At 71.1% G+C, this 20401-nt stretch carries 21 protein-coding genes; 8 read left to right on the top strand and 13 right to left on the bottom strand.

Annotated features, from left to right (window positions below):
* Window positions 1–183 precede the first annotated feature (183 nt).
* The 3 genes from IEX91_RS03655 to tenA are packed head-to-tail and all read right to left on the bottom strand — an operon-like array spanning window position 184 to window position 2971.
* The gene (locus IEX91_RS03655) at window positions 184–1665 is read right to left on the bottom strand and encodes a sodium:solute symporter family transporter (protein WP_188877160.1); all 1482 of its coding nucleotides are present in this window, start codon (window positions 1663–1665) and stop codon (window positions 184–186) included.
* Complete coding sequence (locus tag IEX91_RS03650; protein ID WP_229772777.1) at window positions 1662–2309, bottom strand: TenA family protein; 648 nt, start codon at window positions 2307–2309, stop codon at window positions 1662–1664. Before IEX91_RS03650 ends, IEX91_RS03655 begins: the two co-directional genes overlap by 4 nt.
* Entirely contained in the window at window positions 2306–2971 is a 666-nt protein-coding gene (tenA, locus tag IEX91_RS03645) for a thiaminase II (RefSeq protein ID WP_188877158.1), read from the bottom strand. The genes IEX91_RS03650 and tenA overlap by 4 nt, the downstream gene beginning before the upstream one ends.
* A 57-nt stretch (window positions 2972–3028) precedes the next feature.
* Between tenA and IEX91_RS03640 the strand changes: the two genes are divergently transcribed.
* The 3 genes from IEX91_RS03640 (at window position 3029) to IEX91_RS03630 (ending at window position 5077) form a co-directional block, all read left to right on the top strand.
* On the top strand, window positions 3029–3964 hold the full coding sequence (locus IEX91_RS03640) for a thiamine-phosphate synthase family protein (protein WP_188877157.1): 936 nt from the start codon (window positions 3029–3031) through the stop codon (window positions 3962–3964).
* 48 nt (window positions 3965–4012) lie between these two features.
* Window positions 4013–4255: a hypothetical protein gene (locus IEX91_RS03635; protein ID WP_188877156.1), complete on the top strand. Its 243-nt coding sequence runs from the start codon at window positions 4013–4015 to the stop codon at window positions 4253–4255.
* Between the two features lie 78 nt (window positions 4256–4333).
* Window positions 4334–5077 (top strand): SDR family oxidoreductase, encoded by a 744-nt coding sequence (locus tag IEX91_RS03630; protein WP_188877155.1) that lies wholly within the window; start codon window positions 4334–4336, stop codon window positions 5075–5077.
* 159 nt (window positions 5078–5236) lie between these two features.
* On the opposite strand, the gene IEX91_RS03625 is transcribed toward IEX91_RS03630, so the two are convergent.
* From IEX91_RS03625 to IEX91_RS03610, 4 genes are all read right to left on the bottom strand, one after another.
* Window positions 5237–5446, bottom strand: coding sequence for a hypothetical protein (locus IEX91_RS03625; protein ID WP_188877154.1), 210 nt, complete (start codon window positions 5444–5446; stop codon window positions 5237–5239).
* 65 nt (window positions 5447–5511) lie between these two features.
* Entirely contained in the window at window positions 5512–6582 is a 1071-nt protein-coding gene (locus IEX91_RS03620; RefSeq protein ID WP_188877153.1) for a motility-associated ABC transporter substrate-binding family protein, read from the bottom strand.
* Entirely contained in the window at window positions 6569–7471 is a 903-nt protein-coding gene (locus IEX91_RS03615; protein WP_188877152.1) for a S49 family peptidase, read from the bottom strand. Before IEX91_RS03615 ends, IEX91_RS03620 begins: the two co-directional genes overlap by 14 nt.
* Window positions 7468–8118, bottom strand: a complete 651-nt coding sequence (locus IEX91_RS03610) for a LolA family protein (RefSeq protein ID WP_188877151.1) — start codon at window positions 8116–8118, stop codon at window positions 7468–7470. The genes IEX91_RS03615 and IEX91_RS03610 overlap by 4 nt, the downstream gene beginning before the upstream one ends.
* A 167-nt stretch (window positions 8119–8285) precedes the next feature.
* Here IEX91_RS03610 and hemH point away from each other — a divergent pair, with 167 nt between their 5' ends.
* Both hemH and hemG read left to right on the top strand, forming a co-directional pair.
* A complete protein-coding gene (gene hemH, locus IEX91_RS03605) occupies window positions 8286–9335 on the top strand; it encodes a ferrochelatase (protein ID WP_188877150.1) in 1050 nt (349 codons plus the stop codon).
* A complete protein-coding gene (hemG, locus tag IEX91_RS03600) occupies window positions 9308–10627 on the top strand; it encodes a protoporphyrinogen oxidase (protein WP_229772776.1) in 1320 nt (439 codons plus the stop codon). Before hemH ends, hemG begins: the two co-directional genes overlap by 28 nt.
* Window position 10628: 1 nt before the next feature.
* Here the strand turns inward: hemG and hemE are convergent, their stop codons facing one another.
* Complete coding sequence (gene hemE, locus IEX91_RS03595; RefSeq protein ID WP_188877149.1) at window positions 10629–11639, bottom strand: uroporphyrinogen decarboxylase; 1011 nt, start codon at window positions 11637–11639, stop codon at window positions 10629–10631.
* Between the two features lie 88 nt (window positions 11640–11727).
* On the opposite strand from hemE, the gene IEX91_RS03590 reads away from it, so the two are divergent.
* Window positions 11728–12189: a universal stress protein gene (locus IEX91_RS03590; protein WP_188877148.1), complete on the top strand. Its 462-nt coding sequence runs from the start codon at window positions 11728–11730 to the stop codon at window positions 12187–12189.
* A 10-nt stretch (window positions 12190–12199) separates the two neighbouring features.
* Here IEX91_RS03590 and cruF read toward each other — a convergent pair whose 3' ends face one another.
* The 5 genes from cruF to IEX91_RS03565 all read right to left on the bottom strand — a co-directional run bounded on the left by cruF (window position 12200) and on the right by IEX91_RS03565 (window position 18162).
* Window positions 12200–13039, bottom strand: a complete 840-nt coding sequence (gene cruF, locus IEX91_RS03585) for a bisanhydrobacterioruberin hydratase (protein ID WP_188877147.1) — start codon at window positions 13037–13039, stop codon at window positions 12200–12202.
* Window positions 13032–13865, bottom strand: coding sequence for a prenyltransferase (locus tag IEX91_RS03580; protein ID WP_188877146.1), 834 nt, complete (start codon window positions 13863–13865; stop codon window positions 13032–13034). Before IEX91_RS03580 ends, cruF begins: the two co-directional genes overlap by 8 nt.
* Window positions 13862–15436, bottom strand: a complete 1575-nt coding sequence (locus tag IEX91_RS03575) for a phytoene desaturase family protein (RefSeq protein ID WP_188877145.1) — start codon at window positions 15434–15436, stop codon at window positions 13862–13864. The genes IEX91_RS03580 and IEX91_RS03575 overlap by 4 nt, the downstream gene beginning before the upstream one ends.
* Complete coding sequence (locus IEX91_RS03570) at window positions 15433–16461, bottom strand: phytoene/squalene synthase family protein (protein WP_188877144.1); 1029 nt, start codon at window positions 16459–16461, stop codon at window positions 15433–15435. The genes IEX91_RS03575 and IEX91_RS03570 overlap by 4 nt, the downstream gene beginning before the upstream one ends.
* Before the next feature lie 99 nt (window positions 16462–16560).
* On the bottom strand, window positions 16561–18162 hold the full coding sequence (locus IEX91_RS03565) for a bacterio-opsin activator domain-containing protein (protein WP_188877143.1): 1602 nt from the start codon (window positions 18160–18162) through the stop codon (window positions 16561–16563).
* A gap of 57 nt (window positions 18163–18219) precedes the next feature.
* On the opposite strand from IEX91_RS03565, the gene IEX91_RS03560 reads away from it, so the two are divergent.
* Together IEX91_RS03560 and IEX91_RS03555 are read left to right on the top strand one after the other, a co-directional pair.
* A complete protein-coding gene (locus IEX91_RS03560) occupies window positions 18220–18966 on the top strand; it encodes a DUF429 domain-containing protein (RefSeq protein ID WP_188877142.1) in 747 nt (248 codons plus the stop codon).
* A 240-nt stretch (window positions 18967–19206) separates the two neighbouring features.
* Window positions 19207–20382: a glutathione-independent formaldehyde dehydrogenase gene (locus IEX91_RS03555; protein ID WP_188877141.1), complete on the top strand. Its 1176-nt coding sequence runs from the start codon at window positions 19207–19209 to the stop codon at window positions 20380–20382.
* The last annotated feature ends 19 nt before the right edge of the window (window positions 20383–20401 follow it).

Here is a 20401-nt window from a genome sequence, read left to right as displayed (position 1 = left end):
AACGCTCGATCCGCGCATCGAATATGTACGCAAATTCTATTTATCACATGTATATTCATCCGGGGTCAGTGGTCGCCCCGGCGCCCGGAGGTCAACGGCGGAGCGTCAGGAGGATGTACGCGAAGACGCCGGCCGTGAGGACCACCGACCCCCAGACGAGGACGGCGAACCCGACCGTCGACATCACCGCTCGGTCACCTCCGTGAGGCGCTCGCCGACGCGGCGGAGCGCGCGGATGTCGTACTCGCGCCGCCCGAGCGCGGCCGCGGCGAGCGTGAAGCCGACTGAGACGCCGGTCGAGCCGACGAACACCCAGAAGAACGCGGGTGTGACGGGGACGCCGATCGCGGCGAGCGCGCTCCCGATCCCGAGACCGGGGAAGTACGCGAGGCCGACGAGCAACCCGGAGACCGCGGCGAGGAGCGCGCCGCGTTCGCCGAGCGTCGGGAGGTAGAGACCGAGGACGAACGGCGCGAACGTGGCCGCGCCGAGGAGGTCCGCGAGGAAGAACAGCGTGAGGACGTCGTAGCCGCGCGCGCCGACGACGATGGCGGCGAGGGCGACGACGACGGTCACGGCCCGCGCGGTCCGCGTGAGCGCGTCGGACCCGGCGTCGGTGAACGCCGCGAGGTCGACGGTGACGACGCTGGCGACGCCGTTCAGCACGGTGTCGGCGGTGCTGGCGACGAGCAGGACGGCGAGGACGACGACGCCGAGCGCGAGCGGCGTCGAGAAGACGTCGTTCACGACGAGGAAGAAGGAGACGCCGGCGTTTCCGTCCACGAGGCCGCGCGCGGCGGCGATGACGCCGAACACCCCCGCTAAGACGATCATCGGGACGACGGCGACGGCGCTGACGCCGAACGCGCGTTTCACCGAGTCCGTCCGCTCGGCGGCCCAGATCCGCTGCCAGACCCCTTGGTGGAGGACGTTCGCGCCGAGGACGGCGAAGACGACGTAGAAGCCGAAGGCGAGCGCGGTCGGGTTCGTGAGCGTGAGGAGACTCGGGGTCTCGCTCGCCACGGTCGCGTGGACGGCGTCGGTACCGCCGAGCTGCCAGAGCGCGCCGACGGCGGCGACGACGAGGAGGGGGAGCGCCACGGCGGTCTGGACGGTGTCGGTGACGAGGCTGGCGACGAGGCCGCCGTACGCGGTGTACGCCAAGACGAACCCGCCGATGACGGCGGCGGTGGCCCACGCGGGGACGCCGGCGACGAGCGCGAGCGCCGCGGTGACGCCCGTCATCTCCGCCGCGAGGAAGACGAACATGTAGAAGACGGAGACGAGGAGGACGAACGCGTAGAAGGCCGTGCCGAAGCGCGCGCGGACGTACTCGGTGAGCGAGTGCCCCTCGGGCATCACGTCGCGGACGCGCGCGGCGACGGGGACGAAGAGGAGAAGCGGTGCCGCGCTCCCGATCGCGTAGCCGAGGACGGCCGTGACGCCGCCGTAGGCCGCGCCGGCCTCCGCGGGGCTGAGGAGGATCCACGCGCCCATCACGGATCCGACGACGGAGGCGACCGTGGTCCCCTCGCTCGCGCTCCCCCGGGCGGTGAGCAACGCGTCGAGCGACAGCTCGCGCCGACGAACGTAGGTGAGCCCGATGAGGCTCGTGACGGCGAGGGCGACGACGACGACGCCGAGCGTGAGCGTCGCGTCGATCATCGCTTCCCCCCGGCCATCGCGGCGTCGAAGAACGCGACTTCGAGATCGACCGCTCGCGCGAAGAAGCGCTCGACGCGCTCCCGCTCGCGGTCGCTCGCGTCGTCGAGCTCGCGGTCGAGTTCCTCGCGGAGCCACGCGACGAGCGCGCGGAACGCCTCGTTGTCGTGCAATTCGATCCACTCGCGGTGGTAGAAGGCCTTGGGGTCGCTCTCGATCCCGCTCGCCCACTCGAGGTACACCCACTCGACCGGGACGAGGACGGCGAGCGTCTCCGCGTAACCGCCGACGCTCGCGGCGTGCGCGAACAGGTCCGCGAAGGCGTCGCCGACGTCGCCGCCCTCGACCCTCGCGTCGGCGAGCGCCGGACCGGGGAGCGCGTCGAACGACCGGGCGAAGTAGTCGTCCTCGGGGCCGACGACGGTGGCGAGGAAGTCCGCGAACCGCCGCTTTCGCGCCATGTCGGGGGCGTCCGCGACGGCGTGCCCGAGGTGGCCGGCGAGCGTCTCGACGAAGGCGTAGTCGCGTTCGAGGTAGTCGCGGAAGACCGCGTCGTCGAGTGTCTCCGCCGCCAGTTCGGTGACGAACGCGTGCTCGACGGCGTCGTCCCACGCGCTCGCGGCGCGTAAGTCGTCGGTGTGGCTCACGCCTCCCACCCCTCCTCGCGCCACGCGGCGTCCCAGAAGCGATACTCGTAGCGCGCCGAGGTCTCGAAGACCTCGCGGTAGCGCTCGCGCTCGGGGTCGTTCGATCGGGCCGCGACGTCGTCCATGAGGTCCTTACACCACGCGGTGAGCTCGGTGAAGTCGTCGCCCGCGTACGTGCGGATCCACTCCGCGTAGCGCTCGTCGTCCGGGAGGCCGTCGGCTTCGAGGCGCTTCCCGGTCTCGTTGAACCCCCACATGCAGGGGAGGAGCGCGGCGACGAGGTCCCCGAAGGTGCCGGTCGCGGCGGTGCGGACGAGGAAGTCCGCGTACGCCCGCGTGGTCGGCGACGCCGTCGTCGCTTCCAACTCCGCCGCGTCGATCCCGAACTCGGCGGCGTACTCGCGGTGGAGCGCCATCTCCGTCTCCGCGGTCTCGTGGAGTAGCTCGGCGAACCGCCGGAGCGTAGCGAGGTCGGGCGCGCGCGCCGCCCCGTAGGCGAACACCCGACAGTACTCGACGAGGTAGACGTAGTCCTGGCGCACCCAGTACCGGAAGGGCTCGACGTCGAGCGTGCCGTCGCCGAGTCCCGTCACCATCGGGTGCGTCTCGATCGCGTCCCAGATCGGATCGGCGACCTCGGCCAGCGTCTCGGTGTATCCCATATCGGCCCCTCGTCATCGCCACCTATATAATTTAGTGGTATAACTGGATTATCGCCCATGGAGACGACACGCGACGACGGTCTCGTGCTCCCCGCCGAGGTGATCGCGGACGAGTTCATCCCGACGATGCGCGTCGCGCTCGCCCGTGCGCTCTCCGAGCGCGGTCGCTCCCAGCGAGAGATCGCGGGCTTCCTCGGCGTCACGCAGGCCGCGGTGAGCAACTACCTCGCCGGCGAGGCCCGCACCACCGATCGACTCGCGAACGACGAACGCTTCACGGAGACGGTCGAGCGCGTCGCCGACGGGTGGACCGCGGGCGACTACACGGGATACGATGCGCTGGTCGAGTTCCGCCGACTGCTCGATTCCTTCGTCGATCGCGGGCCGATCTGTGCCCTCCACGAGGACGCGATGCCCGCACTCGACGGCCGGGGGTGCGACCTCTGCGTCCGCGGGCGCGACGGCGCGGCGGCGCGCGAACGCGAGACGCTCCGCGACGTCCGCACGGCCGTCCGGCGCTTCGCCGCCGCGGACGCGACGTCGGCTCACGTCCCGAACGTCGGGACGAACGTGGCGAGCGCGCTTCCCGACGCCGACGAACCGGCCGACGTCGCCGCCGTCCCCGGGAGACTGCACGCGATCCGCGGGCGAGTCGAGGTCCCCTCGGAGCCGGCGTTCGGGGCGTCACAACACGTGGCGAGCGCGCTGCTCGTCGCGGCCGAGCGGGACGACACCGTCGGCGGGGCGCTGAACGTGGCGACGAGCGACGCGCTCCTCGACGCCTCGCGTTCGCGTGGGTACGACCCCGTCGAGTTCGACGCGGGCTACGACGACCGTGCGGCCGAACTCCGTGAGGCGTTCGCCGACGGCGTGCCCACCGTCGCCTACCACGACGGCGCGTACGGGATGGAGCCGATCTGCTACGTCTTCGGCGCGGACGCCCGCGACGCCGTCGAACGCGCGCTGACGCTCGTCGACGCCGTAGGCGAGTGATGGTGTGGCAACCGAAGGCTTAGGACGCGCGCGTTCGACCCGTTCCCCATGGCCTCCAAGCCCTCCCTCGGCGGCTACGTCGCGACGGTCGTCACCGGCATCGGCTTCGCCGCACTGTTCGCGCTCGCCCTGTTCAGCGCCGGTGGCGTCGCGGCCATCCTCGGTATCGTCGGGTTCTTGGTCGTCGCCTGCGTCGTTCTCGTCGTTACGGTCGACTCGCTCGTCAGGCAGTGGCTGACGTACGCCATCGAATCCGACGGCCTCCCGCCGGAACTCGCGCCGGACGACTGACGTCGTTCGGTCCGGAGTCGGGCAGTCTCCCCGCCGGGTCCCCGAACGGTTAAGCCGTTCGCCGCACCGATCCCGTGTATGACGGATACGCTGACCGACGCGACGGCGCTCGTCACGGGCGCGAGTTCGGGGATCGGTGCGGCGACCGCCCGCGAACTCGCCTCCCGCGGCGCGAACGTCGTCCTGAGCGCCCGCCGCGAGGAGCGCCTCGAAACGCTCGCGGCCGAGGTCACCCGCGACCACGACGTCGACGCCGTCGCCCATCCGACGGACGTGACCGACGCCGACGCCGTCGAGGCGCTCGTCGACGCGGCGGTCGAGCGCTTCGGCGGCCTCGACGTCGTGGTGAACAACGCCGGCCTCGGTCGCACCGAGACGGCCATCGAGGACCTCGACCTCGACGCCTATCGGCAGATGATGGACGTGAACTGCGACGGGATGTTCCACGTCGCGCGCGCCGCCATGCCGCACCTGAAGGAACGCCGGGGGAACCTGATCTTCCTCGGAAGTATGGCCGGCCAGTATCCGCGCCCCGGCGCGCCGGTGTACGCCGCGACGAAGTGGTGGACGCGCGGGTTCGCGCTGAGCCTGCAGGGGAGCACCGGCGAGGCGGGCGTCGGCGTGACGGCGATCAACCCGACTGAGGTCCGAACGGAGTTCGGGAGCGAGGACGGCGAGAGCTTCGCCGACGCCCTCGATCCCGGCGACGCCGCCGAGCCCGCGGACGTCGCGCGCGCCATCGCCTTCGCGGCGGCCCAAGAGGACCCGAACGTCGTCCAAGAGCTCGATCTCTTCCGCCGGGATAAGTTCTCCGACTGGTAGCGCCGGCGGGCGTTCGCGCCGCGGTGAGGGATCGCGTCCACGACGGCCTATCAGCCCGCTCGGGACACGCTCACGGATGCGCCCGTCAAAAAGTATTACTGGGCAGTACTATTGAATAGTCTGACTGTCGGTGCCGCGGCGCGCGTTCGAGTCGTCACCTCACTCGTCGAGGAACCCGAGATCGCGCGCGACGAGGTCGGCGAGCTGGTCGGCGACGTCCGGGTCGACTTCGGCCTTCGCGGCCCCGTCGTGGACGCGCTCGTTGTGCCGCTCGACGGTCTCGGCGACCTCCGAGAGCGGCACGCGGTTCGTGGTCCCACAGGCCGTACAGACGACCGGGGCGGTCGGCTGCTCGTCGTCACTCGTCATCGATCGACTTTCGGGGGAGGGCGACACAAGCGTTTCGCCTCCCGCGCTCGTCGACGCGCCGTCTCTCAGGCCGTCGCGCTCGTCGCGTTCGTCGCGTTCGATGCGTTCGTCGATCCACCGGCGGCGTTCGCGCCGTCGAGCGAAATCCCGCCCGGCCGCACCGTCGAGCCGGACGATCCGCCGATCGTGCCGGTCTTCGTCCCGCTCACGAGGAAGTCGGCGACGTTCCCGACGAGCGCCTCGTTGTCGGCGACGGTCGCGCCGTCCGGCGAGAGGAACCACGTGTCACCGATCGCGGCGACGTTCCCGCTTCGCACCGCGACGGCGTACGTCCCGGTGGTCCGCGTGCTCTCGCGGCTGACGTTCTCGGCGCTGATCGCCGCGGTCGCCGCGTCGCCGTGCGCGACGGCTACCGCGGCGTCGAACACGGTTCGATCGACGCCCGCGGCGAGTCCGCCGTCGGCGCTCGGCGAGCCGTAGACGTACTGGAAGTTGTTCGCGTTCTCCGTCATGTCGTAGAGGTAGTCGGCGTTGAACGCCAGCCCGTGCCGGGCGGCGACGGCGTTCGGCTGGCCGCTCCCGGCCGTCGTCTCGCCCGTGAGCCCGAGGAGCGACGACGCGCTCGTCGCCGTCGTCGGCGTGTCGCCCAGCAGGAGGACGCGTCCGCCGTTGTCGGCGAACGCCGAGACGGCGTCCGCCTCCGCCCCGCTGTAGGCTGCGGCGGGATCCGCGATGACGAAGGCGTCGGCATCGTTGAGCGTCTCGTTCAGTGCCGACGTCCCCGAACCCGAGATGAGCGACGAGGACCCACCGCCCGTGTAGAAGCGTACCTCGTGACCGCTTTCGACCAGGGCGTTCACGAGCGGCTGCATGTCCGCGCGCCCGACGGTATTCCCGTGGGCGGCGTCGACGACGACGGTCTTCTGGGTCCCCGCGTCAGGAGCCGGAACGGACCCGCCGTCGTCCACCGGCGTCGGCAGGAGGTCGCCCGTGTCGTACGCTGGGGCGTCGGGCTGCGTCGCTCCGTTCGATCCGACCGCGTCGCTCACGACGCCCACACCGGCCGTCACGACGACGGCGGCGAGGAGGACGGCGACGAACGCGCCGACGCCGCGTCGCAGGTCAGGCGCTCGCATTGGCGACCACCTCCGTCTTCGGGCCCGCGACCGAACCGTGGAGCGTCAGGTAGTGGACGGTCTCGACTCCCTGATTACCGAACGTCGCGCTCGCGCTCGCCGTCCCGTCCGCGTCGGCGCTGAGGCCGAGCTGGCTGAGGACGTTCGGGGTCGGCGATTCCATCCGCACCACCCGGTAGTCGGAGAGGCCGGCTTCGCTCGCCGCCGCGCTGATCGCCGTGTCGACCCCGCCGATGGAGTCCGCGAGCCCCAATCGGACGCCGCGCGCGCCCGAGTAGAGCTTCGCGTACGAGAGTTCGTTCGCGCTCAGCGTCAGCGATGCGTTCCGCTCGGCCATCACGCTGCCGACGAACGCCCGCCGGAGCGATTCGACGCGCTGGCGGACTTCGGTCTGCGTCGCCGTCGAGCCCTTGTCGGGCCCGGTGACGATCTCGCCGGCTGGCACGCCGCCAGTCGGGATCGTGGCCCGCACGCCGACGCTCCCGACGCTACTCGCGGGCGTCACGTAGATCTCGTCGGAGGCGACCGCGGTGTAGTAGCCGCCCGAGGCGGCCATCCCGGTCACACTCGTCACGACCGGCATCACCTGCCTCGTCCGCTTGACGGCGAGGTAGAGCTGTTCGCTCGCCGCCGCGGCGCCGCCCGGACTGTCGATGTCCAGGACGACGGCCTCGATCGAGTCGTTCTGTCTGGCCTCGCGGAGGTTGTCGATGACCGTGCTCGCGGTGTCGCTCGTGATCGTCGAGTGGAGCTCGACGACGGCGACGCTCCCGTCGGGGCCGGTCGTCCGGTCCCAGACCGTCGGGGCGACCGCCGCGCCGACGAGCAAGCCGATCACCGCGCCGACGAGGACGACTCGCCCGACTTTCGAGCGTTCGCCGCCGCTCACGTCGCGCTCACCGTATTCCGCGTCCCCGTCTCGTTCGCGCTATCCGTCTCGCTGAGGGTCACGTTCTCGTACCGGACCGTCTCGGTGACGGTCGTCCCGCTCGCCGTCGTCCACGTCGTCTCGACGCGGAGGGGGATCCGGCGGTCGGTGTCGACCCAGACGCGCCGCTCGGTGTCGTTCACACTCGCGTTCGCGGGGCTGAGCGAGACGATCGCGGTCCGGTGGCCGTCGAGGACCGTCGTCCCGTCGACCGAGACGTTGCTCGTCCGAACGAGCGACGCCGCGAGCGCGCCGTACGTCGCGTCACGGGTCGCCGCGTCGCGCCGTCCGGCCGAGAGGACGGGCGCGCGCGTCGGCGTTTCGTAGCGTACCGTCGTCCCCGCGTCGGGGCCGCTTCGGTACGTGACCGTCGTCGCGCCGTCGACGTCCGCGGAGACGTGGGCGCGGACCGTCGAGGTCTCGTCGTTCGCTTCGACCGTCTTCGTGACGGTCGCGCTGTACCCCTCGATCGCGTCGTAGCGATGCTGGACCTGCTCTCCGACCGCGTCGGCGTTCAGCCCACCCGACGGCAGCGTCGAGCAACCGGCGAGGAGGAGGGCACCGACGAGCCCGATGGTGAGGGCACATCGTTTCGTTCTGCGGGGCATCCGCTTACACGACTTCGATCGCGTACCATAATGGTTGTCTCTGCTCACCTGATCGTTTAACGACCACTCGTGAACGCCCTCGGACGTCATATACCGACCGGTTCGACGGCCGTACCGCGGGTTCGGCAACCGATACCTTTTGGCCCGCCGGCGCCCAACGAACGCGTATGACGACAGGAGTCATCCTCCTGAACTTCGGCGAACCGTCCGAGCCAACGCGCGAGGAGGTCGTCCCTTATCTCGAGCGTATCTTCTACAACAACCGCTTCCTCGAAGGCGACATGCCCGAGGAGCAGGCCCGCGAGCGCTCGCGCGAGCTCGCGGAGAAGCGCGCCCCCAGCCTCATCGACGAGTACGAGGACATCGGCGGCTCCCCGCTGAACCCGCAGGCGAAGGCGCAGGTCGACGCCGTCGTCGACGTCCTCACCGAACGCGGCTTCGATGTCACCGGCTACCTCGGGACGCAGTTCTCCGAGCCGACCATCGCCGACGCCGTCGAGGCCGCGAAGGCCGACGGCGTCGATCGCCTCGTCGGCCTCCCGATCTACCCGCTCTGTGGTCCCTCGACGACCGTCGACGCCCTCGGCGACCTCAACGACGCCGTCGAGGCCGCTGACTGGGACGTCCCGGTCGATCGGATCTCGGGTTGGCACCGCCACCCAACGTACACGCGCCTGCGTGCCGACAACATGCGCGAGTACGCCGATCGCGAGGGCCTCGACCTCGGCTCCGAGGACACCATGGTCCTCTTCTCCGCGCACGGGACGCCGACCCACTACCTCGACGAGGGGTCGCGCTACGACGTCTACGTCGAGGAGTTCACGACGGCGCTCGCCCACCTCGTCGGCGTCGACGAGTACACCGTCGGCTACCAGAATCACGAGAACCGCGACATCCCGTGGACCGAGCCGGAGACCGAGGACGTCGCCGTCGAGAACGACGCCGAGCGCGTCGTCGTCGAGCCGGTGAGCTTCATGCACGAGCAGTCCGAGACGCTCTCCGAACTCGACATCGAGCTCCGCGAGGAGGTCGAGGAAGCCGGCAAGGAGCTCTTTCGAGTCCCGGTCCCGCACGACGACCCGCGCTTCGCCGACCTGCTCGCCGACCTCGTCGAGCCGTTCGCGGCCGACGTCGATCCCGAGTACTACCAGCTCCGTGAGTGTCAGTGCGCGGCCGAGGAGGGCGCGATGTGCCTGAACGCGCCGCGCGCCGAGTGACCGTGGTCGCCGACGCGAGCGATGCGGACGTCGACGTCGCCGTGGTCGGCGCGGGGATCACGGGTCTCGCGCTCACCCACGCCCTCGCCGAGCGCGACGTCTCGTGCGTCACGCTCGAGGCCACCGGCGAGGCCGGCGGCGTCATCGACTCCCAGCCGCTCGACGACGGTCTCGTCGCCGAGCACGGCCCGAACCGGCTCAGACTGACCGACGGGATCGCCGCGCTCGTGGACGCCGCGGGGCTCCGCGACGACCTCATCGTCGCGGACGACGGCCTCCCGCTCTACGTCTACGCGGACGGCGCGCTCCGCGAGGTCCCCTTCGACCTCTCGACGTTCGTCCGCACCGACCTCCTCCCGTGGTACGCGAAGCTCCGCGTCCTCGCCGAGCCGCTGACGGGCGACGTCCGCCCGGACGAGTCCGTCGGGAGCGCCGTCCGGCGGTCCTTCGGCCGGACCGCGTACCGCAACCTCGTCGAGCCGATCTACGGCGGGACGTACGGGTCCGACCCCGATCGGATGCCCGTGCGACGCGCGCTCCCCGCGCTCCTCCGGATGCAGGAGGAACACGGCTCCCTCTTCCGTCCCCTGCTGGCGCGCGCGACGGGCGATCGGGAGACCCCGCCCCCGGTGTCGATCGAGGGCGGGCTCCAGCGGCTCCCGAGCGCGCTCGCCGAGCGCTACGCCGATCGCGTGCGCCGCGACACGCCCGCCACCGCGATCGAGCGCGACGGCGAGCGTTACGCCGTCTCGACGCCCGACGGGACGATCGCGGCCGACGACGTCGTGCTCACCGTCCCCGCGCCGGCCGCCGCCGACCTCCTCGAACGCGTCGCGCCCGACTCCGCGGCCGCGCTCGCCGAGCTCCGGTACAACCCGCTCGCGGTCGTGGCGATGTACTCGGACGCGCGCCGCGAGGGCTTCGGCTATCAGGTGCGTCGCACCGAGTCGCTGCGGACGCTCGGCGTCTCGTGGCACCACAGCCTCTTCGGGCGAACCGGACAGTACACGGCGTTCCTCGGCGGGATGGACGACGGGCGGATCGTCGAGGAGGATCCCGCGGACATCGGGACGATCGCCGCCGACGAGTTCGAGGCCGTGATGGACGCCGCCGCGCACGTCCGGGACGTCTGGGTCGGCCAAGACGCCCTCCCGGCCTACGACGAGTCGTGGGCGGCGCTCGACCGTCTCGATCTCCCCGACGGCGTCACGCTCGCCACGAACTACACGGCGCGCGTCGGCGTCCCCGGGCGCGTCCGGGAGGCCGAGCGCGTCGCCGACCGCCTCGCCTAGTCTAGCTCTCGTACTCCCAGTTCTTCGCCGTCTCGACGAAGGCCCGTACGCTCTCCACCGGCGTGTCCGCGTGGACGCCGTGGCCGAGGTTGAGGACGTGGCCGCGCGGGCCCGCGGCCTCGATGACCCGCTCCGCCTCCGCGCGGACGAACGACTCGTCGCCGAAGAGGTACTGCGGGTCCATGTTCCCCTGCACGGCGACGTCCCCGAGTTCGTCGCGCGCGTCCGCGATGTCGACCGTCCAGTCGAGGCTCACGGCGTCGGGGTCCGCGTCGGCGAGCGCGTCGAGTCGGCCCGCCATGTTGCGCACGAACAGGATGACGGGCGCGTCGACGCCCGCGCAGATCCGGCGGTGGAGCGGCTGGAGGAACTCGCGGTAGTCGGCGGGTGCGAGCTCGCCCGCGTACGTGTCGAAGAGCTGAACGACGTCTGCGCCGTGATCGACCTGGTACCGCAGCGAGTCGAGGACGGCGTCCGCGATGACGTCGAGGAGCGCCGCGAAGGCCTCGGGGTGGCGCGCGCGAAGCTGGCGGATCTCGTCGTGGCGCGACGACCCGCCGGCGACGATGTAGGAGGCGAGGGTGAACGGCCCGCCGGCGAAGCCGATGAGCGACGTCTCGTCCCCGACCGACCGATCGAGGCGGTCGAGGAGCGCGCCGACGTAGTCGAGTTCGTCGCCGATCGGTGCGTACTCCTCGGGCACGTCTCCGGGGCCCTCGAAGGGGTCCTCGATCACGGGGCCGACGCCGCTCTCGATGCGGTAGTCGAATCCCAGCGGTTCGAGGACGGTGAGGATGTCCGAGAACATCACGACGCCGTCGGGCCGATAGCGCTCCCACGGGAGGAGGGTGATCCGCTCGGCGACCTCGGGGGTCTTGATCGCCTCCAAGAAGCTGTACTCCTCGCGGATCTCGCGGTACTCCGGGATGTGCCGCCCCGCCTGACGCATCAGCCACACGGGCGGGCGCTCGACGTCCTCCCCCCGGACCGCTCGCACGAGAAGCTTCTCCATACTGGAGAGAACGCCACGCGGCAGGTAACTCTGTTGTTCCCGCGCGACCCCGAACGTTACGTACTCCCCGGTCGAAGTCATCGACCGCATGTACGACACCATCCTGTTGGCGACCGACGGCACGGTCGCGTCCGAGAACGCCGCCTCGCACGCGATCGAGCTCGCGCAAGCGCACGACGCGGATCTGCGCGTCGTCTACGTTGTCGACGAGTCCGTCTACACGGCGTACAGCGGCGACGAGTACGTCGATGGAGCCGAGGGGCCCGAGCACGGCCTCGAAGAGACGGGCGAGGCGGCCATCGACGCGGTCCGCCGCGAGGCCGAGGCTGCGGGCGTCGACGTCACGGGCGAACTCCGCCACGGCGACCCCGCTGAGACGGTCGTCGCCCACGCGGACGAAGTGGACGCGGACCTCCTCGTGCTCGGGACGCGACAGCGGCCCGAAGAGTATCGCGCGCTCCTCGGGAGCGTCACGGATCGCGTGCTCCGGCTGGCGACTCGTCCGGTCATCGTCGTGAAGACCGAAGCCGAGGCCGAGGCCGGGGCGTAGCGGAGTCCCGTCAGCCGTCGACGCCGCCGCTCCCGCGCGCGAACGCGAGATCGAACCGATCGGTGGCGAGGAGACCACAGACGAGCGCGGCGGTGCACAGCACGGGCAGCCAGTTCGCGTAGACGAGGTTGACGAGCCCCCAGAGGACGACGAAGCTCACGAGGTCGTCGAGGGCGAACGGACAGTCGTCGAGGCGCGCGCGGAGCGCGCGGTGATCGAAGGCGACGTCGAGGGCGAGGACGGCGACGCTCCCGGAGAGCACCCAGCCCGCGTAGTTCGAGAGCGGGACGCCGTAGTAGACGCCCCCGTCGGCGTACGACCAGAAGCCGAGCGCCACCGCGCCCGGGTCGAGCACGCAGTCGACGAGGAGGACGATGGCGACCGTCGCCGGCAGTCTGTAGCGCGCGGTCCCGGCGCGCTCGCCGAGCAACAGCACGGCGAGGAAGTAGGCGTTACAGACGAGTGGCAGGAAGAACAGCGGGAGCGCGAGCGGCACCCCCGCGACCATCGGCCCGAGCTCGACGCCGTAGCTGAACGCGCCGTACGGCCATCCGCTCGTCACGCCGACGTACTCGATCAGATAGGTGTAGCCGCAGAGGGCGCCGAGCGCCGCGAGCGCCCGCCGATCGAGCTCGGGGAGGACGGCGGCGACGAGCGGGAGGCGCAACATCGCCGTCCCGAGCAGGAGGAGCACGGCGTTGAACGCCAGCCACCGCGGCACGTAGCCGAGCGCGCCCCCGATGAGCGACGCCGCACCGATCAGCGGCGCGAGGACGGCGATTCCGGGGCGGTTCGCGGCGACGAGGCGGTCGAGTCGCGTCGAGAGCGCCGAGAGCGTCGCGCTATCCACGCAGGACACCCCACAGGCCGGCGCACGCGAAGAGCGCGCCGACGGCCGTGTTGAGCGCGGGGAACCACCAGTACGCCCGCGAGAGATCGACGTCCGCGAGGTTGAGCGCGAGCGCGAGCACCGGGTAGACCCCGAAGAGGAGGCCCGCGCGCGGATCGAGCAGCGCGAAGGCGACGGCGGCGAGGAGCCAGCACGCCCCACAGTAGGCCAGCGCGCGGCGCGCGCCGAGGACGGTCGCGGTGGTGTCGATGCCGGCGCGCCGGTCGGGATCGATGTCGGGGATCGCGGAGAACGTGTGCATCGCCATCGTCCACAGCCACCCCCCGAGCACCGCGAGGAGCGGCGGGATCGATCCCGCGAGCGCGGCGTAGGCGGCGATACCCGGGAGAACGTAGAGGCCGTTCGAGAGCGAGTCGAGCGGCGGGCGCGTCTTCAGCCGCGGGGGCGCGCTGTACGCCCACCCGAGGGCGAGGAACCCCACGATCCACGGCGCGGCGCGCGGGAGCCACGCGGCGAGCGCGAGGCCGAGCGCACCCGTGAGTCCGACGAGCGCGACGACGCCGCGCTCGCCGCGATACCGCACCTCCTTGTCCTCCTTCTTCGGGTTCTCCGCGTCGACGTCGGCGTCGTAGACGTCGTTGACGCCGTAGAGGTAGACGTTCGCGGGCACGAGGAAGTACGCGACGAGCGCGAGGGCGGGCGCGGAGAGCAGGTCGCCGGTCCCGTCGGCGGCGTACGCGAGCCCGACGAGCGCCGGGCCGGCGAGGTAGAGCCAGAAGCGCGGCCGCGAGCGCGCGAGCGTGCGCCGGAGGTCGAGTCCCGTCACGCGAAGTCGCTGAGAACCGCGCTCGCGGCGTGCTCGCCGCTGATGAGACACATCGGGACGCCGATTCCGGGCCGCGTGAAGCCGCCGGTGAAGTAGAGGCCGTCGAGCGCCGAGGAGCGGTGATCGGGGCGCAGCGGGCCGGTCTGACGGAGCGTGTGCGCGAGGCCGAGCGCGCTCCCTTCCGTCGCGTTGTACCGCTCGGCGAAGTCGGCGACGCAGAAGTCCTCCTCGACGACGATGCGCTCGCGGAGGTCGAGGCCGGTGTGGGTCGCGACGTCGTCGAGGAGACGGTCGCGGTACGTCTCCCGGACCGCCGCCTCGTCGTCGAGGCCGGGCGCGATCGGGACGAGCGCGAACAGCGCGCTGTGGCCGTCGGGCGCGACGGCGTCGTCCGTCTCGGAGGGCGCACAGAGGTAGTACGCGGGGTCGTCGGGCCACGCCGGCTCGTCGAAGATGGCGTCGAAGTGGTCGTCCCACGCGTCCGGGAGGACGAGCGTGTGGTGAGCGAGCGGCCCGAGGTCGCCCTCGACGCCGAGGTAGAGGAGGTACGCCGACGGCGCGTAGGTCCGCGACTCCCAGTAGTCGGCGTCGTACTGCCGGTTCTCCGGGTCGAGGAGTTCCTGCTCGGTGTGCGCGTAGTCGGCGTCGGAGACGAGCGCGTCGGCGCGGACGATCTCGCCGTTCGCCAGCTCGGCGCGCACGTCGCCGCGCGCCCCGCGGATCGCCGCGACCGGCGTGCCCGTGCGGTACGTGACCCCCAGGTCGTCGCCGAGCGAGGCGAGCGCGTCGACGACAGAGACGAGGCCGCCCTCGGGGTAGTAGACGCCGAGGTTGAAGTCGACGTGGCTCATGAGGTTGTAGAGCGCGGGCGTATTCGACGGCGACCCGCCGAGGAAGACGAGCGTGTACTGGACGAGCTGCTGGAGCCGGGGGTGCTCGAAGTAGTCCTCGACGTGCTCTTGCATCGTGCCGAGCAGTCCGAGCCCGCGGGCGTTGCGGATCACGTCCCAGTCGACGTAATCCCGGAAGTTCGGGCGGTCGGTGTAGACGAAGTGCTCCATGCCGACCTCGTAGGTCTCCTCGGACTTCGCGAGATAGCGCTCGAAGGCCGCGCCCGCGCCGTCCTCGTAGGACTCGAAGAGCGCCTTCGTCCGCTCGATGTCTCCATCAATGTCGACGCGCTCGGCGTTCGCTCCCGCCGCGTCCGTCCCGCGGCGCGTCGCGCCCGCGCCGTCCGGTACCGCGTTCGCGTCGCCGTCGTCGGCGAACGGATCGCGCGTCCCGGTGCCGTCCTTGAAGTACACCCGGTAGTGCGGGTCGAGATGCGTGAGGTCGTAGTAGTCCTCGGGCGCCCGCCCGAAGTAGCCGAAGAAGCGCTCGAAGACGTCGGGCATCAGGTACCACGAGGGCCCCATGTCGAAGCGGAACCCGTCGCGTTCGAGGACGCTCGCGCGGCCGCCGAGCTGGTCGTTCTTCTCGACGACCGTCACGTCACACCCCGCGTCGGCGAGATAGCAGGCCGCGGACAGACCGCCGAAACCGCCGCCGACGACCGTGACCGTCCGACTCACTCGCGCACCCCCAGGAGCGAGGAGAGCGACGCGGCCGCCGAGCGGGCGCGCGTCCGCACCGACTCGTTGCCGGGCCGCGAGCGCGTCGTCGAGTTCGGTCCGTCAGTCGTGTCGACGACGCTCGCGGCGTAGAACGCCGCTTCGGGGTCGCCGGTGCGTTTCCAGTGATACCACGTCCGGGCGACGAGCGCGAGGCGTCGGGGCGTCGAGAGCGTCGGGCGCGCGCTCAGCGTGTCGTAGCCCCGCCGGCGGATGAGGCGGTGGTGATCGGCGTAGAGCACCGCCGCGCACAGCACGCCGAAGCGACACGACTCGGGGAGGTACCGGATGCCGGCGACGCCCTCGCGGTAGAGGCGTTCGGTGCGCTGTAGCTCGGCGCGCATCGCCGCCGCGAAGCGCTCCGAGAACGTACAGGCGCGGACCTCCGACTCGGGGACGTCGTACCGGTCGAGCGTCGCGCGCGGGATGTAGATGCGACCGTACTCTCGGACGTCCTCGCGGACGTCGCGCAGGAAGTTCGTGAGCTGGAAGGCCTCGCCGAGCGCCTTCGCGTGCGGGCGGGCGCGATCGACCGTCTCGTCGTCCATGCCCTCGATGTCCGCCATCACGGTCAGCATCATGTTGCCGACGGCGACGGCCGACCCCCGGAGGTAGGTCTCCAGTTCGTCGTGCGTCTCGTAGCGGCGGGTGTCGACGTCCATCTCCATGGCGTCGAGGAACGTCTCGATCTCCTCGTCGGCGACGTCGTAGGTCTCGACGAGGTCGCGGAAGGCCCCGAGGACGGGATCGTCCGTGTCGGTCTCGCCGAGGGCGGCCGCGCGGAGGCGCGCAAGCTCGCGGCGCTGTTCGGCGGGCGTGGCGCCCCGCGGGTCGTCGACCACCTCGTCGGCGACGCGGAAGAACGCGTAGAGGACGTAGGTGGCGCGCCGGGCTCGTTCGGGGAGGACGCGGGTCGCGGCGGCGAAGGTCTTGCCGGTCCGCTGCTGTATCGCCTTGCTCGTGGCGACGTCGTCGGGGGAAATCATGGTGACAGTCGACCCACGGGCGTCCGGTCACGGCGGACCGGTCGGTGGCTCTCGTCGTTCGATACGCCGCCCGCCGACAAAACCGCCGTACCTGACTGGTCAGGTATCCCGATCGAAGATCGCGGCGAACACCTTCCGCTCGGCGGCGCGGAGGTGCTGGTGGAAGGTCGCCCGCGAGATGTCCATCGCCGCCGCGAGCTCGTCGCCCGTCGCCGTCCGCGTCGCGTCGTAGTAGCCCGAGAGGTACGCGCGCTTGAGCGCCGCGTGCTGGCGCTCGGTCAGGCGGTCCTCGACGGCGGCGACGAAGTCGCGCTCCGTCGTCGGCGGGCGTTCCGTCTCTCGATAGCGGACGAGTTCGACGTCGTCGTAGCGCTCGCGGAAGCGTTCGACCACCGACCTGGTGTCGACGCCCATCGGGAGTTCGAGTTCGACGCGCGCCCCGCCGTCCGCGGCGCTGATCCCCTCGATCCGGACGCCGCGAGCTACGAGGTCGTCCGGGAACGACGACGCCGGGAGTCTGAACTCGAAGAGCGGCGTGTCGTCCCCCCCGCCCACGACGGTCGCGGCCTCGACTTCGGGCGACGCCTCGGCGGCCGCGAGGACGCGATCCGCGTCCGCGTCGGCGGTGAAGAAGAGCACCGGGGTCTCCTCCCGATACACCTCGCCGCGGTACGTCAGCGTCCCCGGGAGTCGCGCCGCGAGGTCGACGACGAACAGCTCGCGGTCCCGCACGTCGAACGCGACCGAGACCACCTGGTCCGCGGCGGCGAGCCGGCGCGACTCGTGGGCGTTCAACGCCGTGGCCACCGTGCGACCGAGCGACTCCAGCACCGCCGTCTCGCGCTCGTTCAGCGCGTCCGCCTCCCTCGCGTACACCACCAACACCCCGTACGTCGTCCCGCGATAGCGCAGCGGCACCGCGGCGACGCCGCCGACCGATACGAGGCTCCCGGGGACGCCGGTCTCGCCGTCGCCGAGCGCGACGCGTCCCTCGTCGAGCGCGCGCACGACCGGGTTTTCGGTGTCGTCGCGCGCCACGGCGAGGTCGTCCGTACGCACGTCGCCGGCCTCACCCGCCCACGCCCGCGGTCGGACGACGCCGTCGGCGAGGTCGACGTCGCCGATCCACGCGAGCGCGTACGTCTCGACGGCCGCGAGGCGCTCGCAGACCTGCCGTTCGATGGCCTCCCGGCTCTCCGCGTTGACGACCGCCTCCGTGACGTCGCTCAACAGCCCGTCGACGCGATCGAGCACGTGTTCGAGGTTCGCCCGCTCGCGTCTGACCGCGAGCTCCGAGCGCGTGCGCTCGGTGACGTCGCGCTGGAACCCGACGAAGTAGCGGACGTCGCCGCCGGCGTCGCGGATCGGCGCGATCTTCACCTCGTTCCAGAACGGCTCGCCGTCCGCCCGGTAGTTCCGTAGCTCGACGACCGTCGACTCGCCCGCCTCGATCGCCCGCCGCATCTCGTCCACGCGCTCGTCGGCCGTCTCGGGCCCCTGGAGGAACCGGCAGTTCTGCCCGAGCACGTCCTCGCGCGCGTAGCCGGTGATGCGCTCGAAGGCGTCGTTCACGTAGACGAGCGGGTTGTCCGATCGAGTCGGATCGGTCATCGTGATCCCCACCGGTGCCTCGTCCATCGCGCGCTCCTTCACGTCGTCCGGGAGCCGCGGACCGTCGTCCGTCCCGTGTCGGGGTGCCATCTCGACGGTCGACCGTCGAACGCGCAGACGTAAGAGCGCCGCGCCACGACTGTCCGTATGCCCGCACCCGAGACGGTCGTCGGCGTCGACTGGAGCTCGAACGGCTGGGTCGCCGCCGTCCGCGACGCCGACGGCTGGGACGCGCGTCACCACCCCTCGCTCCTCTCCGTCTGGCACGCCCACCGCGACGCCGCGTCCGTCCTCGTCGACGTCCCGATCGGCCTCCCCGAGCGGGGGCGGCGCGCCTGTGACGAACGCGCCCGCGACGCCCTCGGCGCACAGCGCCGCCGCGTCTTCCTCGCCCCGCCGCGCGCCGTCCTCGACGCGCCCACGTACGCCGAGGCGAAACGCCGCGTCGAAGCGCGGACCGCGGGCTCGCTCACCACGCAGACGTGGAACGTCCTCCCGCAGGTCCGCGACGCCGACGTCCTCCTCGCCGAACACCCCGGCGCCCGCGGCGTCGTCCGCGAGGCCCACCCCGAGGTCTGTTTCGCCGGCCTCGGAGACGGCCCGATCGCTCCCGCGAAGACCGACGACGCGGGCGTCGAGGCGCGTCTCGACGTCCTCGACCGATACGACGACGCGCGCGTCGCCTACGAGCGACTCGTCGCCGCGCGCATCGACGAACCGCCCGCGCACGGCCAACGTTTTCGCGCGGACAACTGCGACGACCTCCTCGACGCGATGTGTCTCGCCGTCGCCGGCCGGACGGACCGCGGGACGCTGCGTACGCTCCCCGACGACCCGCTGCGGGACCCCGAGCGCGGCGTCCCCATGGAGATCGTCTATCGCGACGTCCCGTAGACCGGCCCCCCGTCGGGCCGAACGGAGCCGACGTCTCAGCGGACGACGGCGTCGTGGCGGCGCTCGCCGAGCTTTGCCGCGCCGGTACCGATCGCGTCCGGCCCCGTCCATACGTCCGGTCCGTCCTCCGCTAAAACGACGGTGGCCACCGAGCGCCCCGGAGCCCGCCCGAAAGGGGTGCTGGTCGCCGCCAGGGCGCATCTATTTGTATCGTGATCGTCTATCGTTAGAACGCGTATCATGAAAGGAGTTGTTTACCACGGAGAGCACCACGTCGAAGTCGACGAGGTGGACGAACCGACGCTACAGGGACCGAACGACGCGATCATCGACATCACGACCACGTGCATCTGCGGGTCCGACCTGCACATGTACGAGGGACGGACGGACGCCGAACCCGGGATCGTCTTCGGGCACGAGAACATGGGCGTCGTCGAGAAGGTCGGCGACGGCGTCGACGACCTCGAAGTAGGGGACCGCGTCGTCGCCCCGTTCAACGTCGCCTGCGGACACTGTAAGAACTGCGAGGAGGGGAAGACCGGCTTCTGTCTCAACGTCAACCCCGACGGTGACGTGCCCGCCGGCGGCGCGTACGGCTACGTCGGAATGGGACCGTATCAGGGCGGACAGGCCGAGAAGATCCGCATCCCGTACGCGGACTTCAACGCCCTCAAGCTCCCCGGCGAACCCGAGGACGAGTACGAGCAGAGCTTCGCGCTCCTCGCCGACATCTTCCCGACCGGCTGGCACGGCACCGAACTCGCCGACCTCCAGCCCGGCGAGTCCGTCGTCATCTTCGGCGCCGGCCCCGTCGGCCAGATGGCCGCCTACAGCGCGAAGATCAAGGGCGCCTCGAAGATCTACATCGTCGACCGCGTCGAGGCCCGCCTCGATCTCGCGGCCGAACACACCGGCGCCGTCCCGATCAACTTCGAGGAGGGCGATCCGGTCGAACAGATCCTCTCGGACTTCGGTGACGAGGTCGACAAGGGCGTCGACGCCGTCGGCTACCAGGCACTCGACCCGGACACGGACGTCGGGAGCGACGCCTACGACCCGGCCCGTGAGAACCCCGCGGTCGTCCTGAATCAGCTCATCGACGTCGTGAAGCCCAAGGGCCAACTGGGCATCATCGGCCTCTACGTGCCGTCCGATCCGGGTGCGCCCGACGCGATGGCCGCGCAGGGCCGCCTCGGCATCGACTTCGGGAAGCTCTTCGAGAAGGGCCAGCAGCTCGGCACCGGGCAGTGCGACGTCAAGAAGTACAACCGGTACCTCCGCGACCTCATCGCCGAGGACGTCGCCGACCCGAGCTTCGTCGTCACCCACGAGGCCGGCCTCGACGAGGCTCCCGATCTCTACCAGCGCTTCGACGACCGCGACGCGGACGTCCTCAAGGTCCTCCTCAAGCCCTAGGGCGTTCACGCGACAGACT

The organism is Halarchaeum nitratireducens, from assembly GCF_014647155.1.
GTDB classification, from domain to species: domain Archaea; phylum Halobacteriota; class Halobacteria; order Halobacteriales; family Halobacteriaceae; genus Halarchaeum; species Halarchaeum nitratireducens.
The sequence above is the reverse complement of the archived record's forward strand: the minus strand, read 5'-3'. Positions and strand labels throughout refer to the sequence as shown.

Coding starts and splice junctions, on each gene's coding strand:
- IEX91_RS03630 (WP_188877155.1), top strand. CDS start 4,334: ATGACGGATACGCTGACCGACGCGACGGCGCTCGTCACGGGCGCGAGT.
- IEX91_RS03565 (WP_188877143.1), bottom strand. CDS start 18,162: ATGGCACCCCGACACGGGACGGACGACGGTCCGCGGCTCCCGGACGAC.
- IEX91_RS03625 (WP_188877154.1), bottom strand. CDS start 5,446: ATGACGAGTGACGACGAGCAGCCGACCGCCCCGGTCGTCTGTACGGCC.
- IEX91_RS03570 (WP_188877144.1), bottom strand. CDS start 16,461: ATGATTTCCCCCGACGACGTCGCCACGAGCAAGGCGATACAGCAGCGG.
- hemE (WP_188877149.1), bottom strand. CDS start 11,639: ATGGAGAAGCTTCTCGTGCGAGCGGTCCGGGGGGAGGACGTCGAGCGC.
- IEX91_RS03610 (WP_188877151.1), bottom strand. CDS start 8,118: ATGCCCCGCAGAACGAAACGATGTGCCCTCACCATCGGGCTCGTCGGT.
- IEX91_RS03555 (WP_188877141.1), top strand. CDS start 19,207: ATGAAAGGAGTTGTTTACCACGGAGAGCACCACGTCGAAGTCGACGAG.
- hemH (WP_188877150.1), top strand. CDS start 8,286: ATGACGACAGGAGTCATCCTCCTGAACTTCGGCGAACCGTCCGAGCCA.
- tenA (WP_188877158.1), bottom strand. CDS start 2,971: ATGGGATACACCGAGACGCTGGCCGAGGTCGCCGATCCGATCTGGGAC.
- IEX91_RS03560 (WP_188877142.1), top strand. CDS start 18,220: ATGCCCGCACCCGAGACGGTCGTCGGCGTCGACTGGAGCTCGAACGGC.
- IEX91_RS03655 (WP_188877160.1), bottom strand. CDS start 1,665: ATGATCGACGCGACGCTCACGCTCGGCGTCGTCGTCGTCGCCCTCGCC.
- IEX91_RS03635 (WP_188877156.1), top strand. CDS start 4,013: ATGGCCTCCAAGCCCTCCCTCGGCGGCTACGTCGCGACGGTCGTCACC.
- IEX91_RS03620 (WP_188877153.1), bottom strand. CDS start 6,582: ATGCGAGCGCCTGACCTGCGACGCGGCGTCGGCGCGTTCGTCGCCGTC.
- IEX91_RS03590 (WP_188877148.1), top strand. CDS start 11,728: ATGTACGACACCATCCTGTTGGCGACCGACGGCACGGTCGCGTCCGAG.
- IEX91_RS03640 (WP_188877157.1), top strand. CDS start 3,029: ATGGAGACGACACGCGACGACGGTCTCGTGCTCCCCGCCGAGGTGATC.